Genomic DNA, 24299 nt, shown 5'->3' with positions numbered 1-24299 from the left:
TACATGGCTAAACATAGAATTTATACAATGAGTGTCGCTAGTGTCTATCCACATTATATTACAAAGGCAGAGAGAAAAGGAAGAACCAAATCAGAAGTCGATGAAATTATTCGTTGGTTAACAGGATATAGCCAAGAGGAGTTAGAAACGCAATTGGAAAAACAGACAGATTTTGAAACTTTCTTTGCGGAAGCTCCCAAACTAAGTCCTTCTAGGTCTTTAATCAAAGGGGTAATCTGTGGTATCCGGGTGGAAGACATCGAAGAACCTATTATGCAGGAAATCCGTTACATGGATAAGTTGATTGATGAATTAGCAAAAGGAAAGAAAATGGAGAAAATTTTGAGAACCCCATAATAAAGAGTAAACACTGAGCCATTTATAATATATAAAAGGATCGGTGTTTGTTTGTTTTATCGTGATTTAAGTATTTTGGCAAACTCTTCATTTTAAAAGAAAATAGAGTCTAAGTAACCAAATGCATCTTACACCGAGATGGGCAAAGTGCCTTTGATTCCTTTCATTAACTTCATCGTCCAATCCATTAAATCTCTCATTGTTTCAGCAGCTCTTATTGGATTTTGAATACAAAATGTTTGATGTAAAAATGGCAAAATCAGCAGACCTTGCATTTTGTGGTGTAATCTGGTGAAGCCATAAGAGGGAATAACTGTTAAAAGTACAGCCTGCTTTATCATTCATGAAGTATATCAGTTATTGCATCTTGAAGAACATCATTTAAAAATTCATCAGTATCAAAATAATTCCTTTAACCACAAAACTTAAATAGTAATTACAGGAGGTAAGTGTCATGTCAGAACATATAATTGATAATGATGTATCTTTAAGAATGTTTACGGAGGATGATGCAGAGGAGTATTATCATTTAATAATTAATTCAAAGGAGCATTTAAAGCGATGGATCGCCTGGGTTGGATCAGTAGAAAACGAGGAAGATACGAATATAAGTTTAAAACTACGAATGGAAGAGGTAGTAGAAAATAGCCCTAAATGGTTTGCCATTAATTATAAAGGGAAAATGGCGGGTACGATTGGGTTTAATGAAGTAGACACAGTGAATAGGGTAGGGGAGTTAGGTTATTGGTTAGGAAAAGACTTTCAAGGTAAAGGCATTATGCTCAAAGCATGTAAAGCTATTTTAGATTATGGATTTAAAGAGCTATCACTCAACCGGATTGAAGTGTATATTGCAGTTGGGAATGAGCGGAGCAGAGCATTGCCTGAACAATTAGGTTTTTTAGAAGAAGGAAGAATTAGACAGGCAGAATGGATAAGGGACAGATACGAAGACCAAGTTATCTATGGGATTTTAGCGAAGGAATGGGGCTAAAATTCTATATGAATCTATTTTTAGGGGGAGATAGCAATTCTAGCTAATAATGAAAGTTTATTCATTCCAGGTAGTTTGCTGACAGGAATAGGAATCGGACTAGCAATTGATGAGGTGGCAGCAGGTATGTTTCTGGGCCTAGGGCTTGGAATTATAATCTCTGCACTTTTTAGCTATTTCAGTAAAGAAGAAATAAACAGCAGTGATTTAGAAAAAAGAATGGAGGAAATGGAAAGGAAAATAAAAAGTTCCCAGGAAAATGCTCAATTATCGGATATAAAAGTTGATGATTTATAAGACAAAGAGTCCATGTCAAAACATATGATATCGAATAAAGTAAAAGATGCTTTTGATAATTAAATTATGGTATGTGTATCTGCTCTAAAGAATCCATTTTGCTAAAGTTTTTCAAAATGGATTCTTTATATATTGGTAGCGCTTACTTATATTAATACTAGAAATTTCAACTAGTTTTATCACAATTCAAGGTGTTCTTTTAACTCTCTTTTTGTGTTTTCAAGCTCTTCTTCATCCAGCTTCCAAAAATACATGTTACCAGGCTGATAATCGGTTCCTGCAAGAGTTAACGTTTCGAAATTTAGATTAGACCCTTCCATCCCATAAGTAATAAAGCTTTTCATTTCATCAAATCTAAGATCTGTAGTCATGTTGTCACCAACAGCCTCTATAATTTTTTCGTAGTTAAATAAGGAATCTAATGATGTTACTTCCTGAACAGTAGCCTTTACAACTTCTTGTTGACGCTTTCCTCGCTCAATATCGTTATCTTGTTTCCTTGTCCTTGCAAAAGCAAGAGCTTCCTCTCCGTTCAATTTTTGTACTCCCGGTTCCAGATGAACCTTAGCTGTTCCGTAATAACTCCCTTCCGTTATTTCATAAGGAACATTAACTCTTACTGTTCCTATTGAATCAATTACATCGACAAACCCTTCAAAGTTTAATTTAACATAATAGTCTATTGGCACATCCAAAAGAGTTTCCACCGTTTCAATCGTTCCTTCAGTACCGCCACTTTGATATGCGTGATTTATACGTGTTTCATACCCCAATCCAGGGATATGTACATACGAGTCTCTAGGAATGCTCAATAGTTTAACGCTTTTTTCATCTTTATTTAGGGTAGCAAGCATTAATGCATCACTCCGAGAGTTACCGGCGTTTTTTCTGTTTTTACTTTCATCAACTCCAATGATGAGAATAGAGATATTATCAAACTTAGGATCAACTTTAACATCTCTAAGGCTGGATTTATCTCTAGTCGTTTCAGCGTAGGATTCTGAAAACACAGATTCCGCTTTAAAATACAAATATGTGGCATAGCTTGCTAGAGAGAGGAAAAGAATAGTGATCGACAATAATACAAAAAAAAGAACTCTTTTTGATTTCTTCTTCTTTCTCTTCTTTCTTGAATCCATTGTTTTATTCTTCACGATAGTTTAATCCCTTTCAAAAAAATTTAAGTATCCCCAATATCCAACTTTTACAGCCATGTCTTACTTATAAAAACTATAAAGGAATCTTAAGTAAAAATATATCAATTATATAGACTATTTGCAATACAATGTAAAGATTATATACTTTAAGAGAATCAGGCGACCAGATTGTTTGTTTATCTGTCTCACATCATGAAAATTATTAAATTTGGAGGAAAAAATGATTATTGAAATAACAAATCAAGTAAGAGTACAGGACATCATAGGAGGACAAAAATGGTATCAAACTTTATTAAATAGGCAACCAGACTTTGTACCCCACAAAGGTATTATGGAATGGGAACTTATTTCAGGATGCTGGTTACAACTTGTAGAAGGAGAGCCAACAAAAGCAAGTGGCTCCTTTCAATTAGGTGTAACAGATATAGAACGGGAAAGGGATAGACTGGTAAAACAATTGAACATAGAAAAATTTGAAGTACATTCCAGGGAAGAAGTGCCTGTAAAATGGGGGACATTTTCAGATCCATTGGGGAAATCTTCTAGGTTTCTTTGAATACTTGGACAAAGCAGAGGAAGAAGAACGAATTAAAGTAATTGGTAATAATTAAGTGCAGTTGGTAAGACAATCTATTAGTGTCCTACAAAAAGGGGATTTTTATAAGATAATAGTATTTTATAAATAAGGGGGATCTTTTTTTGCAGTATTTCTTTAAGTACAACTGGAAGGTTAGAGAAGAATGGTATCATTGGTGTGAAAATTTAAGTGAGGAACAACTTCTAAAAAACAGAACGGGCGGGGTGGGAAGTATATTATATACCCTTTTCCATATAGTCGATGTGGAATGGAGCTGGATTCGCCTCATGCAAGACAAAGCAGATTATCAAGAGGATTTTATTCATTATCAAAGCTTGAATAAAGTTCGAGAATTGGATGCGCAATTTCATATAGAAGTGGAGAATTTTGTGAATCAATGGGATACAAGTATGGAGAACCGTTTGTTTTACGATACCTTATCAGATGGGAAGATTGTGACAGATACTTGGGGGGAAATCATGCGACATATCATTGCTCATGAGATTCACCATATTGGGCAATTATCGATATGGGCAAGGGAAATCGGAATAAAGCCAGTTTCTGCTAACTTTATAGGTAGGGGGCTAATCTCTTAATCCAATAAGAAACATACTTAGATTTTGTTTATTTTCGGCAGTAAAAATATAATTTAGAGGAGTTCAAATTGTAAAGAAAGCAGGATATATATTAAGTGTATTGTCTAATTAACAGTCATAACAAGTATTTTTCTATATTCAAAAAGGACCTTATGCAGATATATATTTAGGATTACTGTTTTTAGTATTTTATCCGTTATTGGTATTATATTTGCTATGTGCTCTTGAATAGTATACAAACGTGTCATATTTTCAATATGAAATGGAGTTGTGTTAGTTTTTGCTATTCTGTTATTGCTTGCAACAGGAATAAGTGAACATTAAAAACGCAATTTTTCTTATGCAGTATGTATTTTGATTTAAAAAAAGTTAAGTTAATATCTATTTATAAATCATTCCCTTATCTATTACTATTTTTCCAACTGAATATGTTACGATATGGATAAATAGAGGTAAGGGAGATGGTAGATATGGATACCTTTCAAGCTTTGGTACTAGATAATATTGGAGACCAAAAGAATTTGGGTGTAAAACAATTATCAACAAATGATCTGCCAGATGGTGAAGTGACTATTAAAGTTGCTTATTCTAGCGTCAATTATAAAGATGGCCTGGTAGGAATTAAGCATCAGATGGTTAAATCCTATCCCATAATACCGGGAATTGATTTATCGGGAACAGTTCTAGAGTCAACAGACGAACGTTATAAAGAAGGGGATGAAGTGATTGTTACCAGTTACATGCTAGGCACTGGACATTCGGGCGGATTTAGTGAGGTAGCACGTGTACCTGCTGAGTGGGTTGTTCCTCTTCCTGAAGGGTTATCGTTAAAAGAATCAATGATTCTTGGGACAGCAGGATTAACGGCAGCATTATCCATTGTAAAACTTGAAAATATTGGACTAAAACCTGACGATGGTCCAGTTTTGGTAGCAGGTGCTACAGGTGGTGTAGGCAGTATAGCGGTCAATATGCTGGCTGGCAGAGGCTATGAAGTGGTAGCAAGTACAGGAAAAACAGACCAAGAAGATTATTTAAGACGTTTGGGAGCAAAAGAAATAATCCATCGAAACGAGATCATCGATACAGATTCACGACCAACACGTGAGAAAAAATGGGCTGCTGCTATCGATCCTGTAGGTGGCAAAACGCTGCAGTATATCCTTTCCACATTAAAATACGGCGGATCTGTCGCAACCTGCGGATTAGCCGGTGGAGTAGAAGTAGCAACAACAGTAATCCCGTTTATCGCGAGAAATATTAACTGGCTTGGTATTGATTCCGTAATGTACCCAATGGAGAAGAGGTTAGAAGCATGGAGCCGCCTCGGTGATGATCTTAAACCATCTGCTTTAAATGAAGAAATGGTTACTGAAGTTTCATTAACAGAGCTCCCAGAAGTGCTTGGGAGGATTTTAGAAGGTAAAGTCCGTGGAAGAACATTGGTTAAACTTTAATGAGGAAAATAATATTTCAGGCTCTACAGCAAACTAAAGCAACAGTGATTGTTAAAATACCAAAATACGTCATAGAAAATCCGTACTATTTTTTTAAGAGGAAGTAGTACGGATTTTAAGGACAATAACCTATCTAATTATCTATTCATATCACTTGTTCCTGGGGAATGTTCATTTGGAAGCTCAGGCATTACTGGTAATGGATTCCCCTGCGGTGGTGGAGTAACCTGAAGCTCCCCACCATTTCTACTTGGAGATTTCCCAGAGAAAACCTCTGCAATTAAGGTATCATCCAGTCTGAAATTAAATTGTGCATTGTGGAAGCCCATTTCAACATATTTCCGGCATTCTGGGTATTTATTAATATCATAGTTCGGAACAGGGAACAACTTCGCCCAATCTACTCCAAGGGTTTCAAGGGCTTTGGCAAACGCATTTTGATGCGCATTGTCACGAACAATTAAAAATGCAAGTGTTTCTCTAAACGTTTTATTTGAACTCATTTCATATATTCTTGACTTTTGCAGAACACCAGTTGATTCTAAATTAAGGTTATCCAATAAGTCTCCAATCAAATTCCCGTGACTGTATACCCAAGATCCATTCCATGGGTTACCAGCTGCATCCACCGGAAGAGAAGCCTGTGCACCTATAATATAATGATGAGGATTGGCGCCTTGCTGTACAGGGCTTGACAAGGGCGCACCACTTGGGCTTTCCGCTCCTGCTCCCGGCTCTCCGGATTCATTCAACAAATGGTTGATGGTTGTCTGCACAAGCTCCACATGCGCAATTTCCTCTAAAAAAATCCCACGAAGCAAATCACGATATTTCTTTTCCGTTCCGCGAAAATTCGAACTCTGGAAAAAGTACTGCATCATGGTCCGCATTTCCCCAAAGTGCCCACCTAGGATTTCTTGCATTACCTTTGCTGCAACTGGATCAGGCTTGTCAGGTACAATCATATTAATCAAATCTTCCCTGTAAAAATACACTGAGTTCCCTCGCTTTCACATCTTTTTATAATTCTCCCTTATTCTGCCTAAATAAGAGATTGGATATTCAGCTTGTTTTTATGTTAGATAAAATACTCTTTCAAATATATAAAGGAAGGTCATTTAATAATATACCAATAGACTGTAGTTCCAAGGTATGTTTTATTAGAGATTTTCTTTAAAGGGTTTGGGTAGTTCAGTTAGGTGGTAAAGTAAAATATCAGTATTTTTTAAGTAATGAAGGAGGCTATTGTCTATGGCAAAGAAAAAGTATGCTCCCCATGAGGTACTAGAGGTTCATGAAGTTCTTACCGTAAAAACAGCAAGTGCAGCAAAATCCTCGATGATGCAAGGGCTGGTAGCAGATAAAGAGCTCAGAAAATTGTTGGAAGAAGACGTAAAAGCTTCACAGAAAGCAATTGATGAATTAAAAGGAATTCTTGAAGAAGCAGATAAGGAGGCAATCTAAATGGCAAGCATTTTGGATAAATTAAGTAACCAAGATTTAATAAATGATGAAGTGATTGCTACTGATTTACTAGTATCTGCCAAGGCCGCAGTAAGAAACTATGCTGTGGCAATTACAGAAACAGCCAGTCCTGAAATTCATAAGGTATTGAAAAAACAAATGGATGATGCAATTGATCTTCATCACAAAATTGCAACTTATATGATCGAGAATGAAATGTATCATGCTTATAATGTAAAAGAACAAGTCGAGCATGATTGTAAAAAAGCCGATTTAGCTATGAAAATGCCAACTGATAGCAAATAATATATTTCTTTAATCAAGGCGCATTAGACATAACTTGTCTATGCGCTTTTTTGGCTCCTTCATACAAGTAATTAGAATCATAAGAGATGAGAAAAATTTAAAAAAAGAAGCAATTAGAAGAGCTCGTCGATTATATTGTAAAAAATTGGAAAGGGGGTGTGTTAATATAGAATAGGAAGGGATGGATGTTTCACTTCTAAACTATTCATCAGATAAAGGTTGAGATACATATTGAAGAATAAAGTGAGAATAAGAAGCATTCTCCTGTTAGGTGGATTGCTGCTATTTATTGTGTATTTTTATTTTCAAAACAACTCTCTTGTCACAAGTGAATTTAGTGTTCATTCTGATAGACTGCCTAAATCATTTCATGGTTATACCATCGTCCAATTGTCAGACCTGCACAGTAAATCCTTTGGTGAAGAGCAAGTCAGATTAGTACATAAAGTAGAGTCACAGCAACCAGATTTGATTGTTTTCACAGGAGATTTAATCGATTCAAAGAGTGATGAGGAGGACATGGAGCACAGTCTTATTTTAATGGAGGAATTGGTTCAGATAGCTCCTGTATATTATGTTACTGGCAATCATGAATGGCGCTCAGGAAGATTCCAATTATTAGAAGAGAACTTGAAAGATATAGGAGTACACGTTATTCGGAATACAATATCGGAAATCGCCGTTGGAAAGGATGTAATACATTTAATAGGAATCGATGATCCGGTGAATAAAGAAGAGGTTAACACCGATAAAGCGCAAGCTGAAGTAAATATCCAAAGAGCCATCGAAAATGTTGAGAAAGAAGCATCTTTTAGAATTCTGTTGTCTCACCGACCAGAGTTATTTCCTCTTTATAAGGAATATGAATTTGACGTAGTCTTTTCAGGTCATGCTCATGGCGGACAATTTAGAATTCCCTTTTTTGGTGGAATAATTGCACCGAATCAAGGATTGTTGCCATTTTATACATCTGGTTCCTATCACCATGAAAATACAACCATGATTGTAAATAGGGGACTGGGCAATAGTATCATTCCAATTAGAATATTCAATAGACCAGAAGTTATGGTTGTGAAATTGCTGGCAAAGGAGAATGGACGTTGAGACCAAAACTGACAAAGGATTTGAGTGTGGAAGAATTCAGGAAATATTATTGGCTAAAAGAAGAATTGCAATTGTTTTGCAGGGAGAATGGAATGAGTGCTACAGGAACAAAAATCGAGATAAATGATAGAATCGAAACATTTCTCCAAACAGGAGAAATTAAGAAACCAGTTAGAAAATCTAGGAGAAGCACCAAACCCCTTGAAACAATCCTAAGTCTTGATACAGTTATTACTGAAAACCATCGATGCAGTCAGAATGTTAGGACATTTTTCAAGTCTATCATTCCTAACTTTCATTTCTCTACATATATCCAAAATTACTTTAAAGACAATGTTGGAAAAACATATCGTGATGCTGTGAGTGCATGGCATGAGGAAGAAGCACGAAAGAAAGATCCTTCCTACAAGAAAAAAATAGCACCCCAATTTGAATATAATCAATATATCCGTGATTTTTTCGCGGATCCAAAGAATAAGGGGAGAAGTCGCAATGATGCCATTGCAGCCTGGAATGAAATTAAGAAATTACCTGGAAGTAATAAATATAAACCAATATAAACCTTAAGAAACAGTGAAAATAGAAATACCCAGTGTGAAACGTAATTTTTGATAAAATAGTTAGTACATATTTGCTTGATTTATATTGCAGTTAATTTTTGAAAGGTCGAAATCGAATATAAATTACAGTCATTGATTATACATAACACTTACTTCATTCTGTTAAGAAGGGTTTTTTATCACTAGAGAACTACTTCTTACATGACAACTTTCAGATAAAGGGACAGGGAGGGGATTAATAATGCCAGAGCTCTGTCTTTTTTGCGTTGATTAAGCTTGTTTCAAGGTACTACCAGAAGGAGAGTTATAAATGAAAGATATATTAAGAAAAGGATTTGCTTTTATAGGAGTAATAGTAGGAGCGGGATTCGCATCTCGAAAATAAATACTGCAGTACTTTACCATGGTTTAGTGGGGATTGTAATCACTGCTACTGTTTTAGCTTCTTATATTGGTATGGCTGGAAAGTTATATCAAAACAACATCTCATAAAGAAGTAATGTATAGTAAATTTAGTTTTAGTTGTAGTTAAAATTAAAGGGTATAAGCTCGGAACCTTTCCGAAGTTTATACCCTTTAAACTAAGTGTCACTTGGAATTAAAAGCTCACAGGCTCGAAGGACACTTGTTTATTCATTTCAATGGTTTCAATGAATTTTTCAATTGATGAGGTTAGGTAATTATCTGATCTTCTTATAAATACCGTTTTAATTTTGCTGTATTGGTCTGGAAGTGTATGACATTGGATGCGTCCACTTTTCTCTAGATGATTAACTGCTGACCTTGGTACAAATGTAATACCAAGTCCCATTATTACACTGCGTAAGATGGTTTCTAATGTACCGAATTCCATCACTTTTGTTGGAGCAATATTTTGATCTTTATACCAATCTTCTAATCTTGCACGGTATCCACAGCCCTCACTAAAGCATAAGAATGGCTTTTTCTTCAGCTCATCCAGTGAAGAAGCGTGCAAATCTGAAATCAACACAAGCTCCTCTTGAAACACCTCATGCGATGCAAGGTCAGGATGGAATTCTGCCTCTGTAACAAAAGCTCCGTCCAACTTGTGTTGTAATACTTCTTCTTCTAATTTTTCCGTAACACCAGTGTAAACCGATAAATCCACATCTTTATATTTCTTCACATAGCTAGATAATATTCTTGGTAAGTGAATAACGGTTTCAACTGTTCCAATCTCTAACTTTCCAGATGGTTCTTGTTTATTTTGAACGGATTTTTTCATTTCATTTGTCAAAATCAAAATTTCTTTGCTATACGATAGTAATTTTTTCCCCTCAGGTGTCAAGCTCATCCCACGGTGATGTCGATTAAATAAAGGGGTATTTAACTCCGTTTCAAGCTTGTGAATTCTTGAAGTAATATTGGATTGCACATAATTGAAAGCTTTAGCTGCTTCAGTGATGGTTCCCTTCTCAGCAACCATTTGAAAGATTTCTAGATCCTTAAACTCCATCGATTTCCCGCCTTCTTTACTATTATCATGGTAAATAACATGATATCACGAAAAATGATGGATATCATTATTTTTATTCACTTTACAAGATATTAAAAAATGAGAGATTATGGATATGTTAGAAATGCAGTAGGAGGTAGGGAAATGAAAAATAGTGTATTAATTGGAGCGATTTTATGCTTTATTGCTGCTGCTTCTTGGGGGGCCATGTTTCCAGTTGCCCATTCAGCTTTTAAGCATATTGATCCTTTTTATTTTACTATCATTCGTTACGTAGCTGTAACGATTATTTTAGTGCCGATTTTATTATGGAGAGAAGGCAAGAAGGCTTTCAAATTCGAAGGAAAAGGTCTTCAGCTTTGGTTTTTCGGTACAATGGCATTTACAGTCTATAATTTATTTATTTTCTGGGGAGAAGATTTACTAGGTGAGCCAGGGATAATGGTTGCATCTGTAATGGAGGCACTAATGCCAATGATTTCCGTAGTTATTGCATGGGTGATTTATAGAAGCCGCCCACATCGCTTCACTTTACTATGTGTTTTCGTATCATTTATTGGAGCAATGTTAGTGATTACGAAAGGTGATATTGGAGCTTTTATAAGAGCATCGGATGATATTATTCCTTCCTTGCTTATTTTTATTGCTGTGATCGGTTGGGTCGTATATACAATGGGTGGCAGTAAGTTCAGTGGTTGGTCTGCTTTAAGATACTCAACATTAAGTTGTTTACTTGGAACGCTTACTGCCCTGATTATTGTTATTGGACTAACAATGACTGGTTACATATCTGTTCCAACCTTAGAAGTCGTACAAACAGTGAGTCCACAACTTTTATTTATGATAATATTTCCAGGTGTAATTGCGTTAGTTGGTTGGAATGTTGGTGTAAGCATTCTTTCACCACTAAATGCATTATTATTCATAAACTTTGTACCAGTCACTACTCTTGTCATTTCGACTGTACAAGGAAATCATATTACAGTGTTTGACCTTGTTGGCACCTTCTTTATTATAGTTTCTCTTTTATCTAATAATATTTTCGTACGAATGATTCAAAAGAAGGAAGCAAGGAAGAGGGCTGGAGCAAAATTACGGCACCGTGTTTCATAGACTTTTGTTTAATATTTTTAATAGGAAAGCCATGATAGTGGTTTTCCTATTTTTATTTTTGTAATATCGTTAGTAGATAATTAGTATTAAGAAAATTAATAGAAAGAAGGTCAGCTCTGATAAATATAATCAGAACAAAATCCAATGCAGCTGCTCTTCAGACTTTCAATCTATCCAATTCGCAAATGATACACTATTCAGAAAATTGGAGCCTAGTCTAAATGAAAACACTACATAAATGGGAGGTTAAAAAGTTGTATATTCGTGAAATAGAAGAAAAAGATAATCAGTCAATGGAGCACATTATTAAACGATCTTTGGAGTCATTTAACTTAAACATTCCGGGAACTGCCTATTTTGATCCCCAGCTGAGCAGTTTGGCACAATACTACAAAAAGCTAAATAATGCTAAGTACTGGGTTGCAGTAAATGATGAGGATAAAGTAGTTGGTGGAGTGGGTATTGCACCATTTGGTATAAAGGGACAGGTTTGCGAGTTACAAAAACTATACATTGTACCTGAGGCACAAGGAAAGGGTCTATCGAAGGAGTTGATGACAGTAGCATTAGACTTCGCTCGACAGCACTATACATATTGTTACTTAGAAACATTGGAAATTCTTCAAACAGCAAATCTTCTTTACAGTAAATTTGGATTTCAACAGCTTGAAAAACCACTCGATGAAACAGAACATAATGCATGTGATACATGGTATATAAAAAAGTTAACCTAGTGTAACATACTTTATCGCAGGTAACAGGCTATCAGACCCTTAACGAGAAGAACTTGAGTAGAATATAAGAATAGTAAGCGGGGACGTGATTCTTGTCTAACTCACGATTCGTTCAAGGGTTGGGGTCTCCGCTTGCGGTGCTAACACACAGTCAATGCGCTGCATGAACTTTTATTTTGAGATTCTATTTTTCCATTAGTATCTATGCTATTATTCAATAATGTTTATCATTTCACGATTTAGTATTATTTTTTGTAATCTGAAAACACGACAAATTAACCATTATCATGCTATACTAACCAAGAAATCCATTTTCTAAAAAGAAGCATGAGTGAATGAGTATACATATTCTTTTATGGGGAAAATAGGAACTAAAGTACTTAGGAGGATAAACGTGAGCCAAAAACAACCAGAGTTACAGGTAAGAAAGAAGAAATTGATTGAAGTGGATCAATTACAATTTAAGGATTTAAATAATAATGGGAAACTTGACCCGTATGAAGATTGGCGTTTAAGTCCAAAGGAACGTGCGGAAAACTTAGTTTCTTTAATGAATATTGATGAGAAAATCGGGATGATGCTGATTAACTCTAGAAAAATGGGACTTGCACAAGAAGATAAGAACAAGACAAGTCATAATGGCGTCCTAGATGAAAGCGTAATCGAAAAAGGAGAAACCATTTTCGCTGCTTCTAAGATTTTTGGAACAACTCATACGATTCAAAACATGCACCTTCGTCATTTTATTTTAAGGGATAATTACAGCCCATCTGAAATGGCAGAGTGGATTAATGCTATGAATGAAGTAGCAGAGGAAACACGCTTAGGTATTCCCGTCCTGGTTACATCCAACTCCAGAAATGAAAATACGGAAGCTGTTTTCGGTATGAACGATGCAATCGGTATCTTCTCGACTTGGCCTGGAACACTTGGCCTTGCAGCTGCAGCGCAAGGGGATATTAAAAATGGAGGCGATGCTTCCCTAATTAGTGAGTTTGCTCGTATCGCTCGTAAAGAATGGGATGCAACAGGTATCCGAAAAGGGTATATGTACATGGCGGATGTCGTTACTGATCCAAGATGGCAGCGTACATATGGTACATTCGGGGAAGATCCAGAATTTATCTCTGATGCAATCGGTCGTATTATTGATGAATTCCAAGGATCTGAAATAGGCAAAAACAGCATTGCTATGACAACGAAACACTTCCCAGGTGGTGGAGCGAGAGAAAATGGATTTGACCCTCACTATGCAGAAGGGAAATGGAATCTTTATCCAACACCAGGAAGTTTAGAGAAATACCATTTGCCGCCATTTAGAGCAGCAGCAGAGCATGGAACATCATCCATTATGCCTTACTACTCTATTCCAAGCATTAAGAAGAGTGTGGTACAAGAATTTGAAGGAAATGATATTCCATTTGAAGAAGTAGGATTTGCATTCAATCATTATTTCATCCAGCATATTCTTCGTGAAAGATTAGGTTTTAAAGGCTATATTAATAGTGACAGCGGTATCGTAAATAATATGAGCTGGGGTGTGGAAGACCGCAGTATAGCAGAGCGTTTTGCGAAAGCGGTAAATGCCGGTACAGATATTGTTGCTGACTCAAATGATATAGAAAACTTGAAAATTGCCGTAAGCAAAGGCTGGATCAGTGAAAAACGTATTAATGAAGCTAACGTGCGTCTTTTAACTGAAATGTTTGCATTAGGTATTTTTGATGAAAGAACTTACAATGATCCAGAACAAGCAACAGCGGTTGTGAGCACGAAAGAGCATTGGGATGCAGCTTATGAAGCACATAAGAAATCGGTAACTGTTTTGAAAAACTCTAATCAAACATTACCATTAACTGCTGACAAGCGAAATGGTAAGAAAGTATACGTGGAAGTATTCCATAAAGAAACCGAGAAGGCGACTTCTTATACGGAGCAAGCTAGAAATGAAGCGAAAGAGCTTGGAATCTTTGATTTAACGGATAACTATGAAGAAGCAGATACAGCGATTTTATTCTTACAGCCAAAATCTGGTGCATACTTTGATGCAACTCCTGGCTTATTAGAACTTGAGATTTGTGAAGATAAAGTTTTATCTGCTGTAGATGGTGCTTTATACCAAGAAACAACGTTAACCGGTATGGATCATTTGAGAGAAGTGGCAGATAGTGTTCACAGCCGTGGTGGTAAAGTTGTTATCAGTGTGAACATCATCTTACCTTGGATTTTAGGAAATGTAGAACCTTTGGCAGATGCATTAGTGGCTGGATATGATACATTCTTTAAGGCACAAATGGAAGTAATGGCAGGAAACAGTCAACCGGTTGGTGTGCTTCCATTAACATTACCAGCAAGTGATGATGTAATTGCTGTAAGAATGGACGGTTCTTGTGTATCTCCTAATGACGTACCAGGATACGATAAAGATAAATATATGTCAGAAGGATTAAGTTACGCTTATAAAGATAGCGATGGTAATGTATATAAACTTGGTCATGGTTTAAGGTATGAATAATTAAATTACCCCCCCTTATAGTTGGAATCCCCCCAACTATAAGGGGGTTATTTATGAAAAAAAGATGGAGAAAGAGCCGATATTCTATCAAAGAGAGATTGAGAGACCAAACCAAAACATACCCTTAGTAATCAGAAATTTTAAACCGTTGCAACTTCTTTCGGAATATATTTGTATTAGTTTGACTTTCTTTGTCGAAACTATTGAAATAGCTCGAAGAAGTTGGCATACTTGTTTTGTTTGGTTATAATAAAAACAATATCTATTCAAATCACGAGAGGAAGAGATTAGATGGAACAAGTACACGCCGCAGGTCAATCCAAGTTACCTTCAGCAATTTTAGAGAAAAAAAGAAAAATGATACAACTTGGTATGAAATATGGTTTAGCTGACAAAAGAACCGTAAATTGCAGTCAAGAGTTAGATGATCTTTTAAATAAATTTACAGATGACCTTTCGGGTAGTAAATAATATAGAGCAAGATAGAAAGAAGGCAAAGACAGTCATTCATTTGATTGTCTTTTTTCGTGTGGAAATATATTACAACAACTAGACGTTATATTAAAACTATTTACTCTTATAAACATAAAGAAAATGAAAATTAATTGCTAAAGTCTACTAATAGCTTCTCCTTAGAATATACTTCTAGCTTAATCCCTCCAAATCTCGTTAATTTAATTCCGTTAGAATTATCTAATAATAAGCCCTAAGGCCTATCAAGAATATTACTTAGGATCATGTAAATTGTTTTCTTTTAACGATATGATTAAATCGGAATCCGAAGTAGGATAATTGAATATTGGAGGTGGCTTATGTATAACAGAATTATTCGTAATGACATGGTAAAAAGTAAAGCTGTTACATTGACAACAATGATTTTCATTGCAGCTGCAGCAATGCTCGTTTCTCTTGCAGCAATACTTGCTGTCAATCTTTCAAGTGCATTGGATACAATGATGACGAAAGCGAAAACACCGCATTTTATGCAAATGCATGCAGGTGAATTGGATACTGAAAGGCTTCAGACCTTTGCCAAAGAAAATAGTAATGTAGAGGAATTCCAGGTAGTTGAATTTCTCAATCTAGAAGGTTCAGAGATAACCTTAGGAGAGAACACACTTGCAGCTAGTGTGCAGGATAATGGATTTAGCACACAAAACAAGCAGTTTGATTATCTGCTCGACCTTGATGGAAATATCATTAACGCGGCGGACGGTGAACTCTATGTCCCAATTAGTTATAAACAAGATAACTTGGCAGAGGTTGGGGATAGAGCCGTAATTGCTGGGAAGGAGTTTATTGTTGCGGGATTTCTTCGTGATTCACAAATGAATTCCACGTTATCTGCGTCTAAACGGTTTCTGGTAAGTGAAGGGGACTACAAGGAATTAAGAAGCCTTGGATACATCGAGTATTTGATTGAGTTTCGGCTAAAGGATCCTTCTAAAATAGGTGCATTCGAAACGGCTTATTCCACTAAAGGACTAAACGCAAACGGTCCAACAGTTACATACTCCCTCTTTAAAATGATGAATGGCATTTCAGACGGGATGATGATAGGGGTGATACTTCTTGTGAGCGGGCTTGTTGTAGCTATATCATTTATGTGTATTCGTTTTACGCTGCTCGCCAAAATGGAAGAAGATTATCGTGAAATTGGTGTTATGAAGGCCATCGGACTACGTGTTTCTGATATTAAGAAGATATATATTGCTAAATATGCTGTGATTGCGACCGTTGGAAGTATCCTTGGATTTATCCTTTCACTTTTCTTAAAAGAGAAGATGCTTGAAAATATTAGGCTCTACATGGGGCAAAGTGACCAATCAGCTAACGCAATCTTATTAGGAATCATTGGTATCATTCTTATATTTTTCTCTATCCTTATCTTTGTGAATAATGTACTTCGAGGCTTTCGGAAAATATCCGCTTCAGAAGCAATACGATTTGGAACTTCACAGGATAGGAATAGAAAAGCAAAACGCTTAACTTTAAGTAGAAACAAGTTATGGAATACGAATATTTTTCTGGGAATGAAGGATGTTCTTTCAAGAAAGAGACTTTATATAACGATGTTGCTCGTTCTGGTGATAGCTAGCTTTATTATTATGGTTCCCCAGAATCTGTATAACACGATTTCCTCAAAAAGCTTTATCCAATATATGGGGATTGGCAACTATGACCTCCGAATACAGACAACTGGAATCGATGTAAAGGATGTTCCAAAGATGGTGGATGCGTTAAAGCTTGATTCTGACGTATCAAGTTATGCCGTTCTAACCACGAAGTCATTTCAAGTAAAAATGGATGATGGTTCAGAGGAGAATCTGAAGGTAGAGCTTGGTGATCATTCCATTTTTCCGATTGCTTATACGGAGGGCAGAGCACCGGAAGCGGATAATGAAATTGCACTCTCCAAAATCAATGCCGATGAGCTGGGCAAGCAAGTTGGTGATATCCTGACTTTGGTGAAGGATGGGGAGGAGCGATCCTTCACGATGATTGGAATATATTCGGATATTACGAACGGTGGAAAAACAGCGAAAGCAGTGTTCACAGATGATGATGAAGCAACTGTGATTTGGACCATTATTCCAGTATCTCTCTCAGACCATTCGCATGTTGAACAAGTGGTTAATGAATATACAGATGCTTTCCCTTTTGCAAAGGTCTCTGACATTGAGGAATTTGTGACACAGACACTTGGTTCGATTATAAGCGCAGTAGAAATGGGCTCTTATGCTTCGATTGCTATAGCGCTTGTTATAACAATCCTAATTACATCATTGTTTATGAATATGCTTTTAGCCAAAGATAAATACCAGGTTGCAGTGATGAAGGCATTTGGTTTTACAAACACAGATATTCAACTGCAGTATATAACACGCTCTGTTTTCGTTTCGATTATCGGGATTGTGATAGGCACGCTTCTGGCAAATACGATTGGAGAGAAACTTGCCGGCTTGGTCATCAGCTCCTTTGGGGCATCCACTTTTTCGTTTACAGTGGACCCACTTGATTCTTATCTATTCAGCCCATTAATGATGATTGGTGCTACGCTATTCGCAACGGTTTTTACTACATGGAGAACAGGAAAAATAAACATATCTGAAAATATAAAGGAGTAAGCAGATGAAAAAGATAATTATTGGGGAGAATATCGTAAAATCTTTTAGGAAGCTTAATGAAGAGCATAATGTACTGAATGGTGTGTCTGTTGAGATAAACAAAGGAGAGTTTGTTTCCTTAATGGGACCTTCTGGGTCAGGAAAATCAACGCTTATGTTCGCGCTTAGTGGAATGGATGTTGTAAACAGTGGCAGAGTTATTATTAACGGGAAAGATCTAGCGACAGCTTCAGAAAATGAGCTATCCGATATCCGTCGAAAAACAATGGGATTTGTCTTTCAGCAGCCAACAATGTTAAAGAATCTAAATATCCTTGATAATATTATTCTTCCTTCTGTCCGAGATAATCAAAAAAATAAAACAGAAATAGTCAAGAAAGCTAAATCTATCATGAAAAGGGTTGGGATTACTGGACTGGAGGACCGGGATATTACGGAAGTTTCAGGGGGACAGCTTCAACGTGCTGGGATTTGCCGTGCGCTTATGAACAATCCAGAAATTATCTTCGGCGACGAGCCAACGGGATCTTTAAACTCGCAATCTTCCCAGGAGATGATGGATTTATTTTCAGAGATTAATAATAACTGTACAGCAGTGATGCTTGTTACACATGATGCAAAGGTGGCAGCGCGAACGGAACGGATTTTATTTATGCGAGATGGAGAGATTATAAGTGAATGCAGACTTCCAAAGTTTGAAGCCAAGGATATGGATGATAGGGTAGAGGAAGTCATGGTGAAAATGAGGGAGATAGGGATATAGTAAGAGCTTAATTTGTTTTATTAGAAGCTATTTTTGTTCATGGAGATCATAGATATTATGTTAATATAATATTGCATATGATATATTTTATAACGCTAATTTAGAGAAATTCACCAACAAAGTTAAAAGCTAATGTTATACGGCCTTTGGGGAAGGTGGATAAGATGTAAATGGGTAACTAGCTGAATGGCAACGAAAGATCATTTATAATAATTGCAGTAGAGGAATCATATTTAGTATATGGTCAATAATAAATTCAAGAAAATGAATTACGATTTACATTGTAAAAAAACAGATCCCTTAAAGCTAAGGGATCTGTTTTTCAGTTTCTTTCTTTTCTTTTGTAAGAAACCATCCAGCTGCAGCAATTCCAATTAGAACCGTGTAAAAGAATATTTTCCATTCTGTAGAATGAGCAAAGTCATAGGGGATTATAGCAATATCCTTGTGTCCCAGTGTTAAAACAGAAAGTTTAACACCTACCCAACCTACGATTGCAAACGCAGCAATTTCAAGCCCAGGTCTTGATTGTAGCAACTTAACGAACAAGTTTGCAGCAAACCGCATAATAATTACGCCAATTAACCCACCAGTTAAAATGACTAGGAATTTCCCGCCATCCATTCCACCAATTTGTGGAAGATTTGTGCTTGGTAAAGTCATTGCTAGTGCAACCGCTGCGAGTATCGAGTCTATTGCAAAAGCAATATCTGCCAATTCAACCTTGAAGACAGTCCCCCAAAAGCCGGATTGCTTCTTTTCTTTGCTAGTCTCTTTCTCCTTATTAAAATAGAGCTTCCTTACAATATGATTTATAGCTATGAATAGAAGATATAACGCTCCAATCGCTTGAATCTGCCAAACATCGACTAGGAAGGAAATAATAAATAAAGATGCAAATCGGAAGACAAACGCTCCGGCCAATCCATAAAAGAGGGCCTTTCTTCTTTTCTCTTCAGGAAGGTGTTTAACCATAATCGCTAAAACTAATGCATTATCGGCTGCAAGTAAGCCTTCAAGAGCAACTAATAACAACAATACCCATGCGTATTCAAATATAATCAATTCCAAAGAATATCCTCCTCAGATATTTCTATTTTTTTTTGAATCTAAAGCCTCTAAAGTTTAAAGAATTCCTTCCACCTACCCTTCGAAACTCCTCTCTTTCGTTAATGAAATGGATAGTTCCGGTCTAGATAAAAGCATTAAAAAAACCTTTACCAGACACGGTAAAGGTTTAGAAAACAATAAAAAACCTTTACCAGACGAGATAAAGGTCTTGCTACAACAAAATGTTGCCAACAGAACCGGGAGAAAATCAACTCCGAAATGACGACTCTGCTGTATCAGCTACTCCCCTTTAGGAGAACTATTCAAATGTATATTTATAGTATAATTTGGTTATATCCATCTGTCAATAAACATTTTAAAGAAAATTTCTTATCTTAATCGATTTTTTATAAAATCCTGTTTAATTTATAACATTAAATTTAATCTTCATATTATTTAACATTCTGGCATGATAAAATAAGAATATGTAATACGTGCTTTCCCTAGGAGTGATTTACTCACTTGAAAGCAATATGATCTCTGGCAAGAGAGGGTGTTAAAGTTGAACCGTATTATGATTATTGGTGTATCAGCAGGTGTAGGGAAATCTACCTTTGCGAGAAAGTTAGGGGAGGCAATTGGAATAAATGTATATCATTTAGACTCTTTCTATTGGAAACCAAATTGGGTGGAAGCTCCTAAAGAAGAATTTGTATCGGCACAGAAAGCTATCGTAAAGCGAGAAAAATGGATAATTGAAGGGAACTATACTGGTACATTTCCAATTCGAATGGACCGTGCAGATACTATAATCTACTTAGAGCTGCCCCTGATTATGTGTCTATATCGCGTAGCAAAACGCTTCTTTACCCATATTGGAAAGACCAGAGCAGATATGGGAGAGGGATGCAAAGAAAAATTGGATTGGGCCTTTATCAAGTTTATCTGTACAACCTACTATAATCGAAAAATAACCATGAAAGAACGATTTCAAAACCTTAAAGAAACAGACCCGAACAAAGAAATCATCATCTTAAAGAGTAAACAAGAGATTAAAGCCTACATAGATAGATTAACTATATAATAGATTGGATGATTATCATTGATTAATAAAATTAATGCAATCCCTGAAAGAATAGCGTTATTATTAGGTATTGGACTTATATTATTTGGTTCTTTATTTCTTTTTTTATTTGACCTCATGATTCCACTTCCAATCTGGTTAAAAATATGGATAGAAGGGGCTATTTGTTTTATTGCCATCTTATTTATTTTAAGTGCAGCTGATAAAAGGCATCGAAGTCAGAAAAAAGACTAGACACCTTTTCTCTACGGATACATATGAAAGGATTGATTTTTTGAGAAAAGTTGAAGTAGCGTCTTACACTGAGGAGTGGGCTGGGATATTCGCGTCGGAAGCAGAAAAGCTTCGTTCCACTTTTGGAGAGGAATTAGTCGAAGTTCATCATATAGGGAGTACCTCTGTACACGGCTTAAAGGCTAAGCCAATTATCGATATTATGATTATTGTGAAAGAGATAAGCAGAGTGGATTATTATAATAAAGATTTGCAATTTCTAGGTTATGAACCAATGGGAGAGAATGGGATAACTGGACGAAGATTCTTCCAAAAAGGCGGAAACAACCGATCCCACCATATACATATTTTTCAAATAGGAAGTCCGGAAATTACTAGACATCTTGCATTTCGTGACTATTTAAGAGCGCACCCAAAGGTACGAAACAAATACGGTGCTCTAAAGGAACAGCTAGCAAACCGGTTCCCTTGGGATATAGAAGCATATATAAATGGAAAAAATGAGCTAGTAAGAGAAATAGAGCAAAAGGCAGTAAAATGGTATAGGCTAAATTGTGGAGAAATTACGCAAAGTTAATCAGAATGCAAAATTTCATAGTATGGAATCATAAAAAGAGCAGTATTTCATGTTTAAACATGAAATACTGCTCTTTCAATCCATTACATTGAAAACTATTAAATATTGTGATACAGTTATATAGATTGACTATAAATAGTTGTATTTACTTATATTATCCCTATCTTAAGTATACAACATAATCTATTCTTTAGTCAACCCTTATTTATATTTTTTAAGGAGTGTTTGCTATGGATAAACAATTTAAAATGGAGCAAAAGCGCCTCGAGAGCGTAATGGAGACCGTTCGGGAAGAAATATCTAAATTGGAAGAAGAAACTTTCAGGCGTAAAAACGAAGTAATTCATACCCGCAAACACTTTTGGGATGAAGTCAAAGTGAATACAGATACCTTTGATGATTACCTTGAAACCATCATAGGCCTGAGACAAGAGGCTCAGGCACTATCCGTAAGCCAAAGCACTCATAGACATGCATCCAAGCGGTTGTCCATACTACGTCGGATGCAGAGAGTCCCTTACTTTGGCCGCATTGATTTTCTGGAAGAAGGTACTTCAACTGAAGAACAAATCTATATTGGTGTTTCTACTCTTTTTGATGCAAGTGGGGAGAATATCCTTATCTATGACTGGAGAGCTCCAATTTCTAGTGTCTACTATGAATATCAGCCCGGCCCAGCGAAGTATACAATCCCTGAAGGTGTCATTGAAGGCTTGTTGGAGAAAAAGTGGCAATATATTATCCGCGACGGCATTCTTCAATCTATGTTCGATACCAGTCTCACTATAGGAGACGAGATTTTGCAACAGGTCCTGGGTAAAGGGACTGATAAACAGATGCACAATATTGTAGCTACCATTCAACAAGAGCAAAATCAAATTATCCGTCATGATCGCGGAAGCTTGCTCATTGTTCATGGAGCAGCTGGCAGCGGTAAGACATCAGCTGCTCTTCAGCGTATAGCCTATTTGCTTTATAAATATCGAGAGAACCTTCGTGCTGATCAAATTATATTATTTTCTCCTAATACGATATTTAACAGTTATGTTTCCAATGTTCTGCCTGAACTTGGCGAAGAGAATATGCAACAGGTTACATTTCAGGAATACTTGGACCGTAAGCTGATCAAAGAGTTTCAAGTCGAAAATCCTTATCAACAATTAGAGTATGTCTTAACTGCGGAGAATACACAATTATACAGGTCTAGGCTTGCGAGTATTCGATTTAAAGGGTCTACTCTGTTTTTTGAGGCGGTTCAATCCTATCTACAGTCACTGGAAGTATCGGGGATGCTATTTAAAGATATTATTTTCAGAGGCGAACCAATCGTTACTGCACGACAAATAACAGAAAGGTTTTATAACCACGACACCTCACTCCGTTTTCATAGTAGACTTGAAAAATTAAAGGATTGGCTCATAAATAAAATTAAAGAGAGTCAAAAGCTCCAATGGAAAAGGCCATGGGTGCAAGAAGAAATCGAACTGCTTAGCAATGAAGATTACCATAAGGCCCGGATCTACTTAGCGAAAAAACAAGGTTTTAAAAGAGAGGCAATTGCTGATTATGAAGTCGATCCAAAGGCGCTTGCCAAATTGATTGCTAACCAAAAGATGAAGCCATTACGAAAAAGAATCAAAGCATATCGATTCATTGACTTTAAGGGAGTGTACAGGCAGCTTTTTTCTGATTCTTTGCGAATTAACCAATTGGTGGAAGGAGAAACGACAAAAGACTTGGCGGCTATTTGTACTCTAACACAGGAAATGCTCGATGAAGATAAATTATTCTATGAAGACGCTACTCCATTTTTACTTTTGAAAGAGATGATTTTGGACTTTCAGACGAACAGTTCAATTAAACACATCGTTGTGGACGAGGCACAGGATTATTCGCCATTCCAATTTGAATTTTTAAAGCGTTTGTTCCCGGCTGCCAGAATGACCGTGCTAGGCGACTTTAATCAAGCTATATTTGCACACGCCAGTGAAAAAAGTGACTTTAACACACTTACCAGTCTCTACGGACCGGATGAAACAGAAGTAATTAATATAGCCCGAAGTTATCGATCGACAAAACCGATTATAGAATTTACCCGAAGACTCGTTCCAAATGGAGAAAGTATTATCCCGTTTGAACGGGAAGGGGAACGACCAATGCTGCAGCAATTAGATGAATATGATGAGCTGCACGGATGTATTACTTCCAAGGTAGAGAATTATCGTAGTCAAGGGGTTAACAGTATCGCGATAATATGCAAATCTGCTGAGGAAAGTCTGCGCGCATTTGAGTCTCTCTCCAGAATTGATGGCATCAAACTCTTAAAGAGCAGTTCCATCGAATATGAGCAAGGAGTAGTTGTGATACCATCCTATTTGGCTAAAGGTATCGAATTTGATGCTGTCATTATATATGATGCGTCAGAGCAAAATTATGGTGATGAAAGCCTGCGGAGGATTTTTTACACTGCCTGCACAAGGGCGATGCATTATTTGCAACTGTATAGTGTTGGCAAACCGAGCCCATTTTTACGAAAAGTAATAGAAGAAGGTTTTCTGGAAACTTAAAGTTAATAAGGCAAGGGACCTTCTTGGTAAATTATATGTAAAACGAAGACAATCTTGAAGGATTGTCTTCGTTTTATGTTAATGTATACTCAGAATTTTTATGCTACTATAGAAGCTGAAAAATAGATAATCACAACTGTAAGTTACATAAATAGCATTTCATGCTAATTGGACTATTCGGGGTGCAG

Annotated in this window: 23 protein-coding genes and 1 pseudogene; 20 read left to right on the top strand and 4 right to left on the bottom strand. The window is 36.4% G+C overall.

Features of this window, described 5'->3' with window-relative positions; translation table 11 throughout:
* Window positions 1-3: 3 nt before the first annotated feature.
* The 3 genes from D8M04_RS03285 (at window position 4) to D8M04_RS19885 (ending at window position 1648) form a co-directional block, all read left to right on the top strand.
* On the top strand, window positions 4-357 hold the full coding sequence (locus D8M04_RS03285) for a DUF2200 domain-containing protein (protein ID WP_121521376.1): 354 nt from the start codon (window positions 4-6) through the stop codon (window positions 355-357).
* A gap of 454 nt (window positions 358-811) precedes the next feature.
* Window positions 812-1351: a GNAT family N-acetyltransferase gene (locus D8M04_RS03280; protein ID WP_121521374.1), complete on the top strand. Its 540-nt coding sequence runs from the start codon at window positions 812-814 to the stop codon at window positions 1349-1351.
* Between the two features lie 114 nt (window positions 1352-1465).
* Window positions 1466-1648: a hypothetical protein gene (locus D8M04_RS19885; protein WP_147436756.1), complete on the top strand. Its 183-nt coding sequence runs from the start codon at window positions 1466-1468 to the stop codon at window positions 1646-1648.
* A gap of 179 nt (window positions 1649-1827) precedes the next feature.
* On the opposite strand, the gene D8M04_RS03275 is transcribed toward D8M04_RS19885, so the two are convergent.
* A complete protein-coding gene (locus D8M04_RS03275) occupies window positions 1828-2802 on the bottom strand; it encodes an LCP family protein (protein ID WP_246001098.1) in 975 nt (324 codons plus the stop codon).
* 223 nt (window positions 2803-3025) lie between these two features.
* Between D8M04_RS03275 and D8M04_RS03270 the strand changes: the two are divergent.
* The 3 genes and pseudogenes from D8M04_RS03270 to D8M04_RS03260 all read left to right on the top strand — a co-directional run bounded on the left by D8M04_RS03270 (window position 3026) and on the right by D8M04_RS03260 (window position 5435).
* Window positions 3026-3416, top strand: a pseudogene (locus D8M04_RS03270) (VOC family protein).
* Between the two features lie 88 nt (window positions 3417-3504).
* Window positions 3505-3978 carry a DinB family protein gene (locus D8M04_RS03265; RefSeq protein WP_121521372.1) on the top strand — a complete coding sequence of 158 codons (474 nt, stop codon included), beginning with the start codon at window positions 3505-3507 and terminating at the stop codon, window positions 3976-3978.
* 470 nt (window positions 3979-4448) lie between these two features.
* The gene (locus tag D8M04_RS03260) at window positions 4449-5435 is read left to right on the top strand and encodes an acrylyl-CoA reductase family protein (RefSeq protein ID WP_121521694.1); all 987 of its coding nucleotides are present in this window, start codon (window positions 4449-4451) and stop codon (window positions 5433-5435) included.
* A gap of 137 nt (window positions 5436-5572) precedes the next feature.
* Here the strand turns inward: D8M04_RS03260 and D8M04_RS03255 are convergent, their stop codons facing one another.
* The gene (locus tag D8M04_RS03255; RefSeq protein ID WP_121521370.1) at window positions 5573-6430 is read right to left on the bottom strand and encodes a manganese catalase family protein; all 858 of its coding nucleotides are present in this window, start codon (window positions 6428-6430) and stop codon (window positions 5573-5575) included.
* 256 nt (window positions 6431-6686) lie between these two features.
* Here D8M04_RS03255 and D8M04_RS03250 point away from each other — a divergent pair, with 256 nt between their 5' ends.
* The 4 genes from D8M04_RS03250 to D8M04_RS03235 all read left to right on the top strand — a co-directional run bounded on the left by D8M04_RS03250 (window position 6687) and on the right by D8M04_RS03235 (window position 8869).
* Window positions 6687-6899 carry a hypothetical protein gene (locus D8M04_RS03250; RefSeq protein WP_121521364.1) on the top strand — a complete coding sequence of 71 codons (213 nt, stop codon included), beginning with the start codon at window positions 6687-6689 and terminating at the stop codon, window positions 6897-6899.
* Window positions 6900-7205 (top strand): spore coat protein, encoded by a 306-nt coding sequence (locus D8M04_RS03245; RefSeq protein ID WP_121521362.1) that lies wholly within the window; start codon window positions 6900-6902, stop codon window positions 7203-7205.
* 231 nt (window positions 7206-7436) lie between these two features.
* Window positions 7437-8309, top strand: a complete 873-nt coding sequence (locus D8M04_RS03240) for a metallophosphoesterase (RefSeq protein WP_121521360.1) — start codon at window positions 7437-7439, stop codon at window positions 8307-8309.
* The gene (locus tag D8M04_RS03235) at window positions 8306-8869 is read left to right on the top strand and encodes a DUF6434 domain-containing protein (protein WP_121521358.1); all 564 of its coding nucleotides are present in this window, start codon (window positions 8306-8308) and stop codon (window positions 8867-8869) included. Before D8M04_RS03240 ends, D8M04_RS03235 begins: the two co-directional genes overlap by 4 nt.
* Before the next feature lie 598 nt (window positions 8870-9467).
* Here D8M04_RS03235 and D8M04_RS03230 read toward each other — a convergent pair.
* Complete coding sequence (locus tag D8M04_RS03230) at window positions 9468-10346, bottom strand: LysR family transcriptional regulator (RefSeq protein WP_121521355.1); 879 nt, start codon at window positions 10344-10346, stop codon at window positions 9468-9470.
* Between the two features lie 144 nt (window positions 10347-10490).
* Between D8M04_RS03230 and D8M04_RS03225 the strand changes: the two genes are divergently transcribed.
* The 6 genes from D8M04_RS03225 to D8M04_RS03200 all read left to right on the top strand — a co-directional run bounded on the left by D8M04_RS03225 (window position 10491) and on the right by D8M04_RS03200 (window position 18599).
* On the top strand, window positions 10491-11459 hold the full coding sequence (locus D8M04_RS03225; protein ID WP_121521353.1) for a DMT family transporter: 969 nt from the start codon (window positions 10491-10493) through the stop codon (window positions 11457-11459).
* Between the two features lie 254 nt (window positions 11460-11713).
* Window positions 11714-12193, top strand: coding sequence for a GNAT family N-acetyltransferase (locus D8M04_RS03220; protein ID WP_121521693.1), 480 nt, complete (start codon window positions 11714-11716; stop codon window positions 12191-12193).
* A gap of 394 nt (window positions 12194-12587) precedes the next feature.
* Window positions 12588-14708, top strand: coding sequence for a glycoside hydrolase family 3 protein (locus tag D8M04_RS03215; protein WP_246001097.1), 2121 nt, complete (start codon window positions 12588-12590; stop codon window positions 14706-14708).
* 291 nt (window positions 14709-14999) lie between these two features.
* Entirely contained in the window at window positions 15000-15179 is a 180-nt protein-coding gene (locus D8M04_RS03210; RefSeq protein ID WP_121521351.1) for an aspartyl-phosphate phosphatase Spo0E family protein, read from the top strand.
* Window positions 15180-15520: 341 nt separating this feature from the next.
* Window positions 15521-17836: an ABC transporter permease gene (locus D8M04_RS03205; protein WP_121521349.1), complete on the top strand. Its 2316-nt coding sequence runs from the start codon at window positions 15521-15523 to the stop codon at window positions 17834-17836.
* Between the two features lie 4 nt (window positions 17837-17840).
* A complete protein-coding gene (locus D8M04_RS03200) occupies window positions 17841-18599 on the top strand; it encodes an ABC transporter ATP-binding protein (RefSeq protein ID WP_121521347.1) in 759 nt (252 codons plus the stop codon).
* A gap of 306 nt (window positions 18600-18905) precedes the next feature.
* Here the strand turns inward: D8M04_RS03200 and D8M04_RS03195 are convergent, their stop codons facing one another.
* Window positions 18906-19670 carry a TerC family protein gene (locus D8M04_RS03195; RefSeq protein ID WP_121521345.1) on the bottom strand — a complete coding sequence of 255 codons (765 nt, stop codon included), beginning with the start codon at window positions 19668-19670 and terminating at the stop codon, window positions 18906-18908.
* 541 nt (window positions 19671-20211) lie between these two features.
* Here D8M04_RS03195 and D8M04_RS03190 point away from each other — a divergent pair.
* The 4 genes from D8M04_RS03190 (at window position 20212) to helD (ending at window position 24111) form a co-directional block, all read left to right on the top strand.
* Window positions 20212-20733, top strand: a complete 522-nt coding sequence (locus D8M04_RS03190) for a P-loop NTPase family protein (RefSeq protein ID WP_121521343.1) — start codon at window positions 20212-20214, stop codon at window positions 20731-20733.
* An 18-nt stretch (window positions 20734-20751) separates the two neighbouring features.
* Window positions 20752-20967 (top strand): hypothetical protein, encoded by a 216-nt coding sequence (locus tag D8M04_RS03185; RefSeq protein WP_121521341.1) that lies wholly within the window; start codon window positions 20752-20754, stop codon window positions 20965-20967.
* 40 nt (window positions 20968-21007) lie between these two features.
* Complete coding sequence (locus D8M04_RS03180; RefSeq protein WP_121521339.1) at window positions 21008-21544, top strand: GrpB family protein; 537 nt, start codon at window positions 21008-21010, stop codon at window positions 21542-21544.
* Window positions 21545-21774: 230 nt separating this feature from the next.
* On the top strand, window positions 21775-24111 hold the full coding sequence (helD, locus tag D8M04_RS03175) for an RNA polymerase recycling motor HelD (protein ID WP_121521337.1): 2337 nt from the start codon (window positions 21775-21777) through the stop codon (window positions 24109-24111).
* Window positions 24112-24299 lie beyond the last annotated feature (188 nt).

Source organism: Oceanobacillus piezotolerans, from assembly GCF_003665065.1.
GTDB lineage: Bacteria > Bacillota > Bacilli > Bacillales > Amphibacillaceae > Oceanobacillus > Oceanobacillus piezotolerans.
This window is presented reverse-complemented; position numbering and strand designations above follow the sequence as displayed.

Bases quoted from the DNA above. Each gene is read 5' to 3' on its own strand.
- D8M04_RS03285 (WP_121521376.1), top strand. From the start codon at position 4: ATGGCTAAACATAGAATTTATACAATGAGTGTCGCTAGTGTCTATCCA.
- D8M04_RS03280 (WP_121521374.1), top strand. From the start codon at position 812: ATGTCAGAACATATAATTGATAATGATGTATCTTTAAGAATGTTTACG.
- D8M04_RS03260 (WP_121521694.1), top strand. From the start codon at position 4,449: ATGGATACCTTTCAAGCTTTGGTACTAGATAATATTGGAGACCAAAAG.
- D8M04_RS03250 (WP_121521364.1), top strand. From the start codon at position 6,687: ATGGCAAAGAAAAAGTATGCTCCCCATGAGGTACTAGAGGTTCATGAA.
- D8M04_RS03245 (WP_121521362.1), top strand. From the start codon at position 6,900: ATGGCAAGCATTTTGGATAAATTAAGTAACCAAGATTTAATAAATGAT.
- D8M04_RS03230 (WP_121521355.1), bottom strand. From the start codon at position 10,346: ATGGAGTTTAAGGATCTAGAAATCTTTCAAATGGTTGCTGAGAAGGGA.
- D8M04_RS03225 (WP_121521353.1), top strand. From the start codon at position 10,491: ATGAAAAATAGTGTATTAATTGGAGCGATTTTATGCTTTATTGCTGCT.
- D8M04_RS03210 (WP_121521351.1), top strand. From the start codon at position 15,000: ATGGAACAAGTACACGCCGCAGGTCAATCCAAGTTACCTTCAGCAATT.
- D8M04_RS03205 (WP_121521349.1), top strand. From the start codon at position 15,521: ATGTATAACAGAATTATTCGTAATGACATGGTAAAAAGTAAAGCTGTT.
- D8M04_RS03200 (WP_121521347.1), top strand. From the start codon at position 17,841: ATGAAAAAGATAATTATTGGGGAGAATATCGTAAAATCTTTTAGGAAG.
- helD (WP_121521337.1), top strand. From the start codon at position 21,775: ATGGATAAACAATTTAAAATGGAGCAAAAGCGCCTCGAGAGCGTAATG.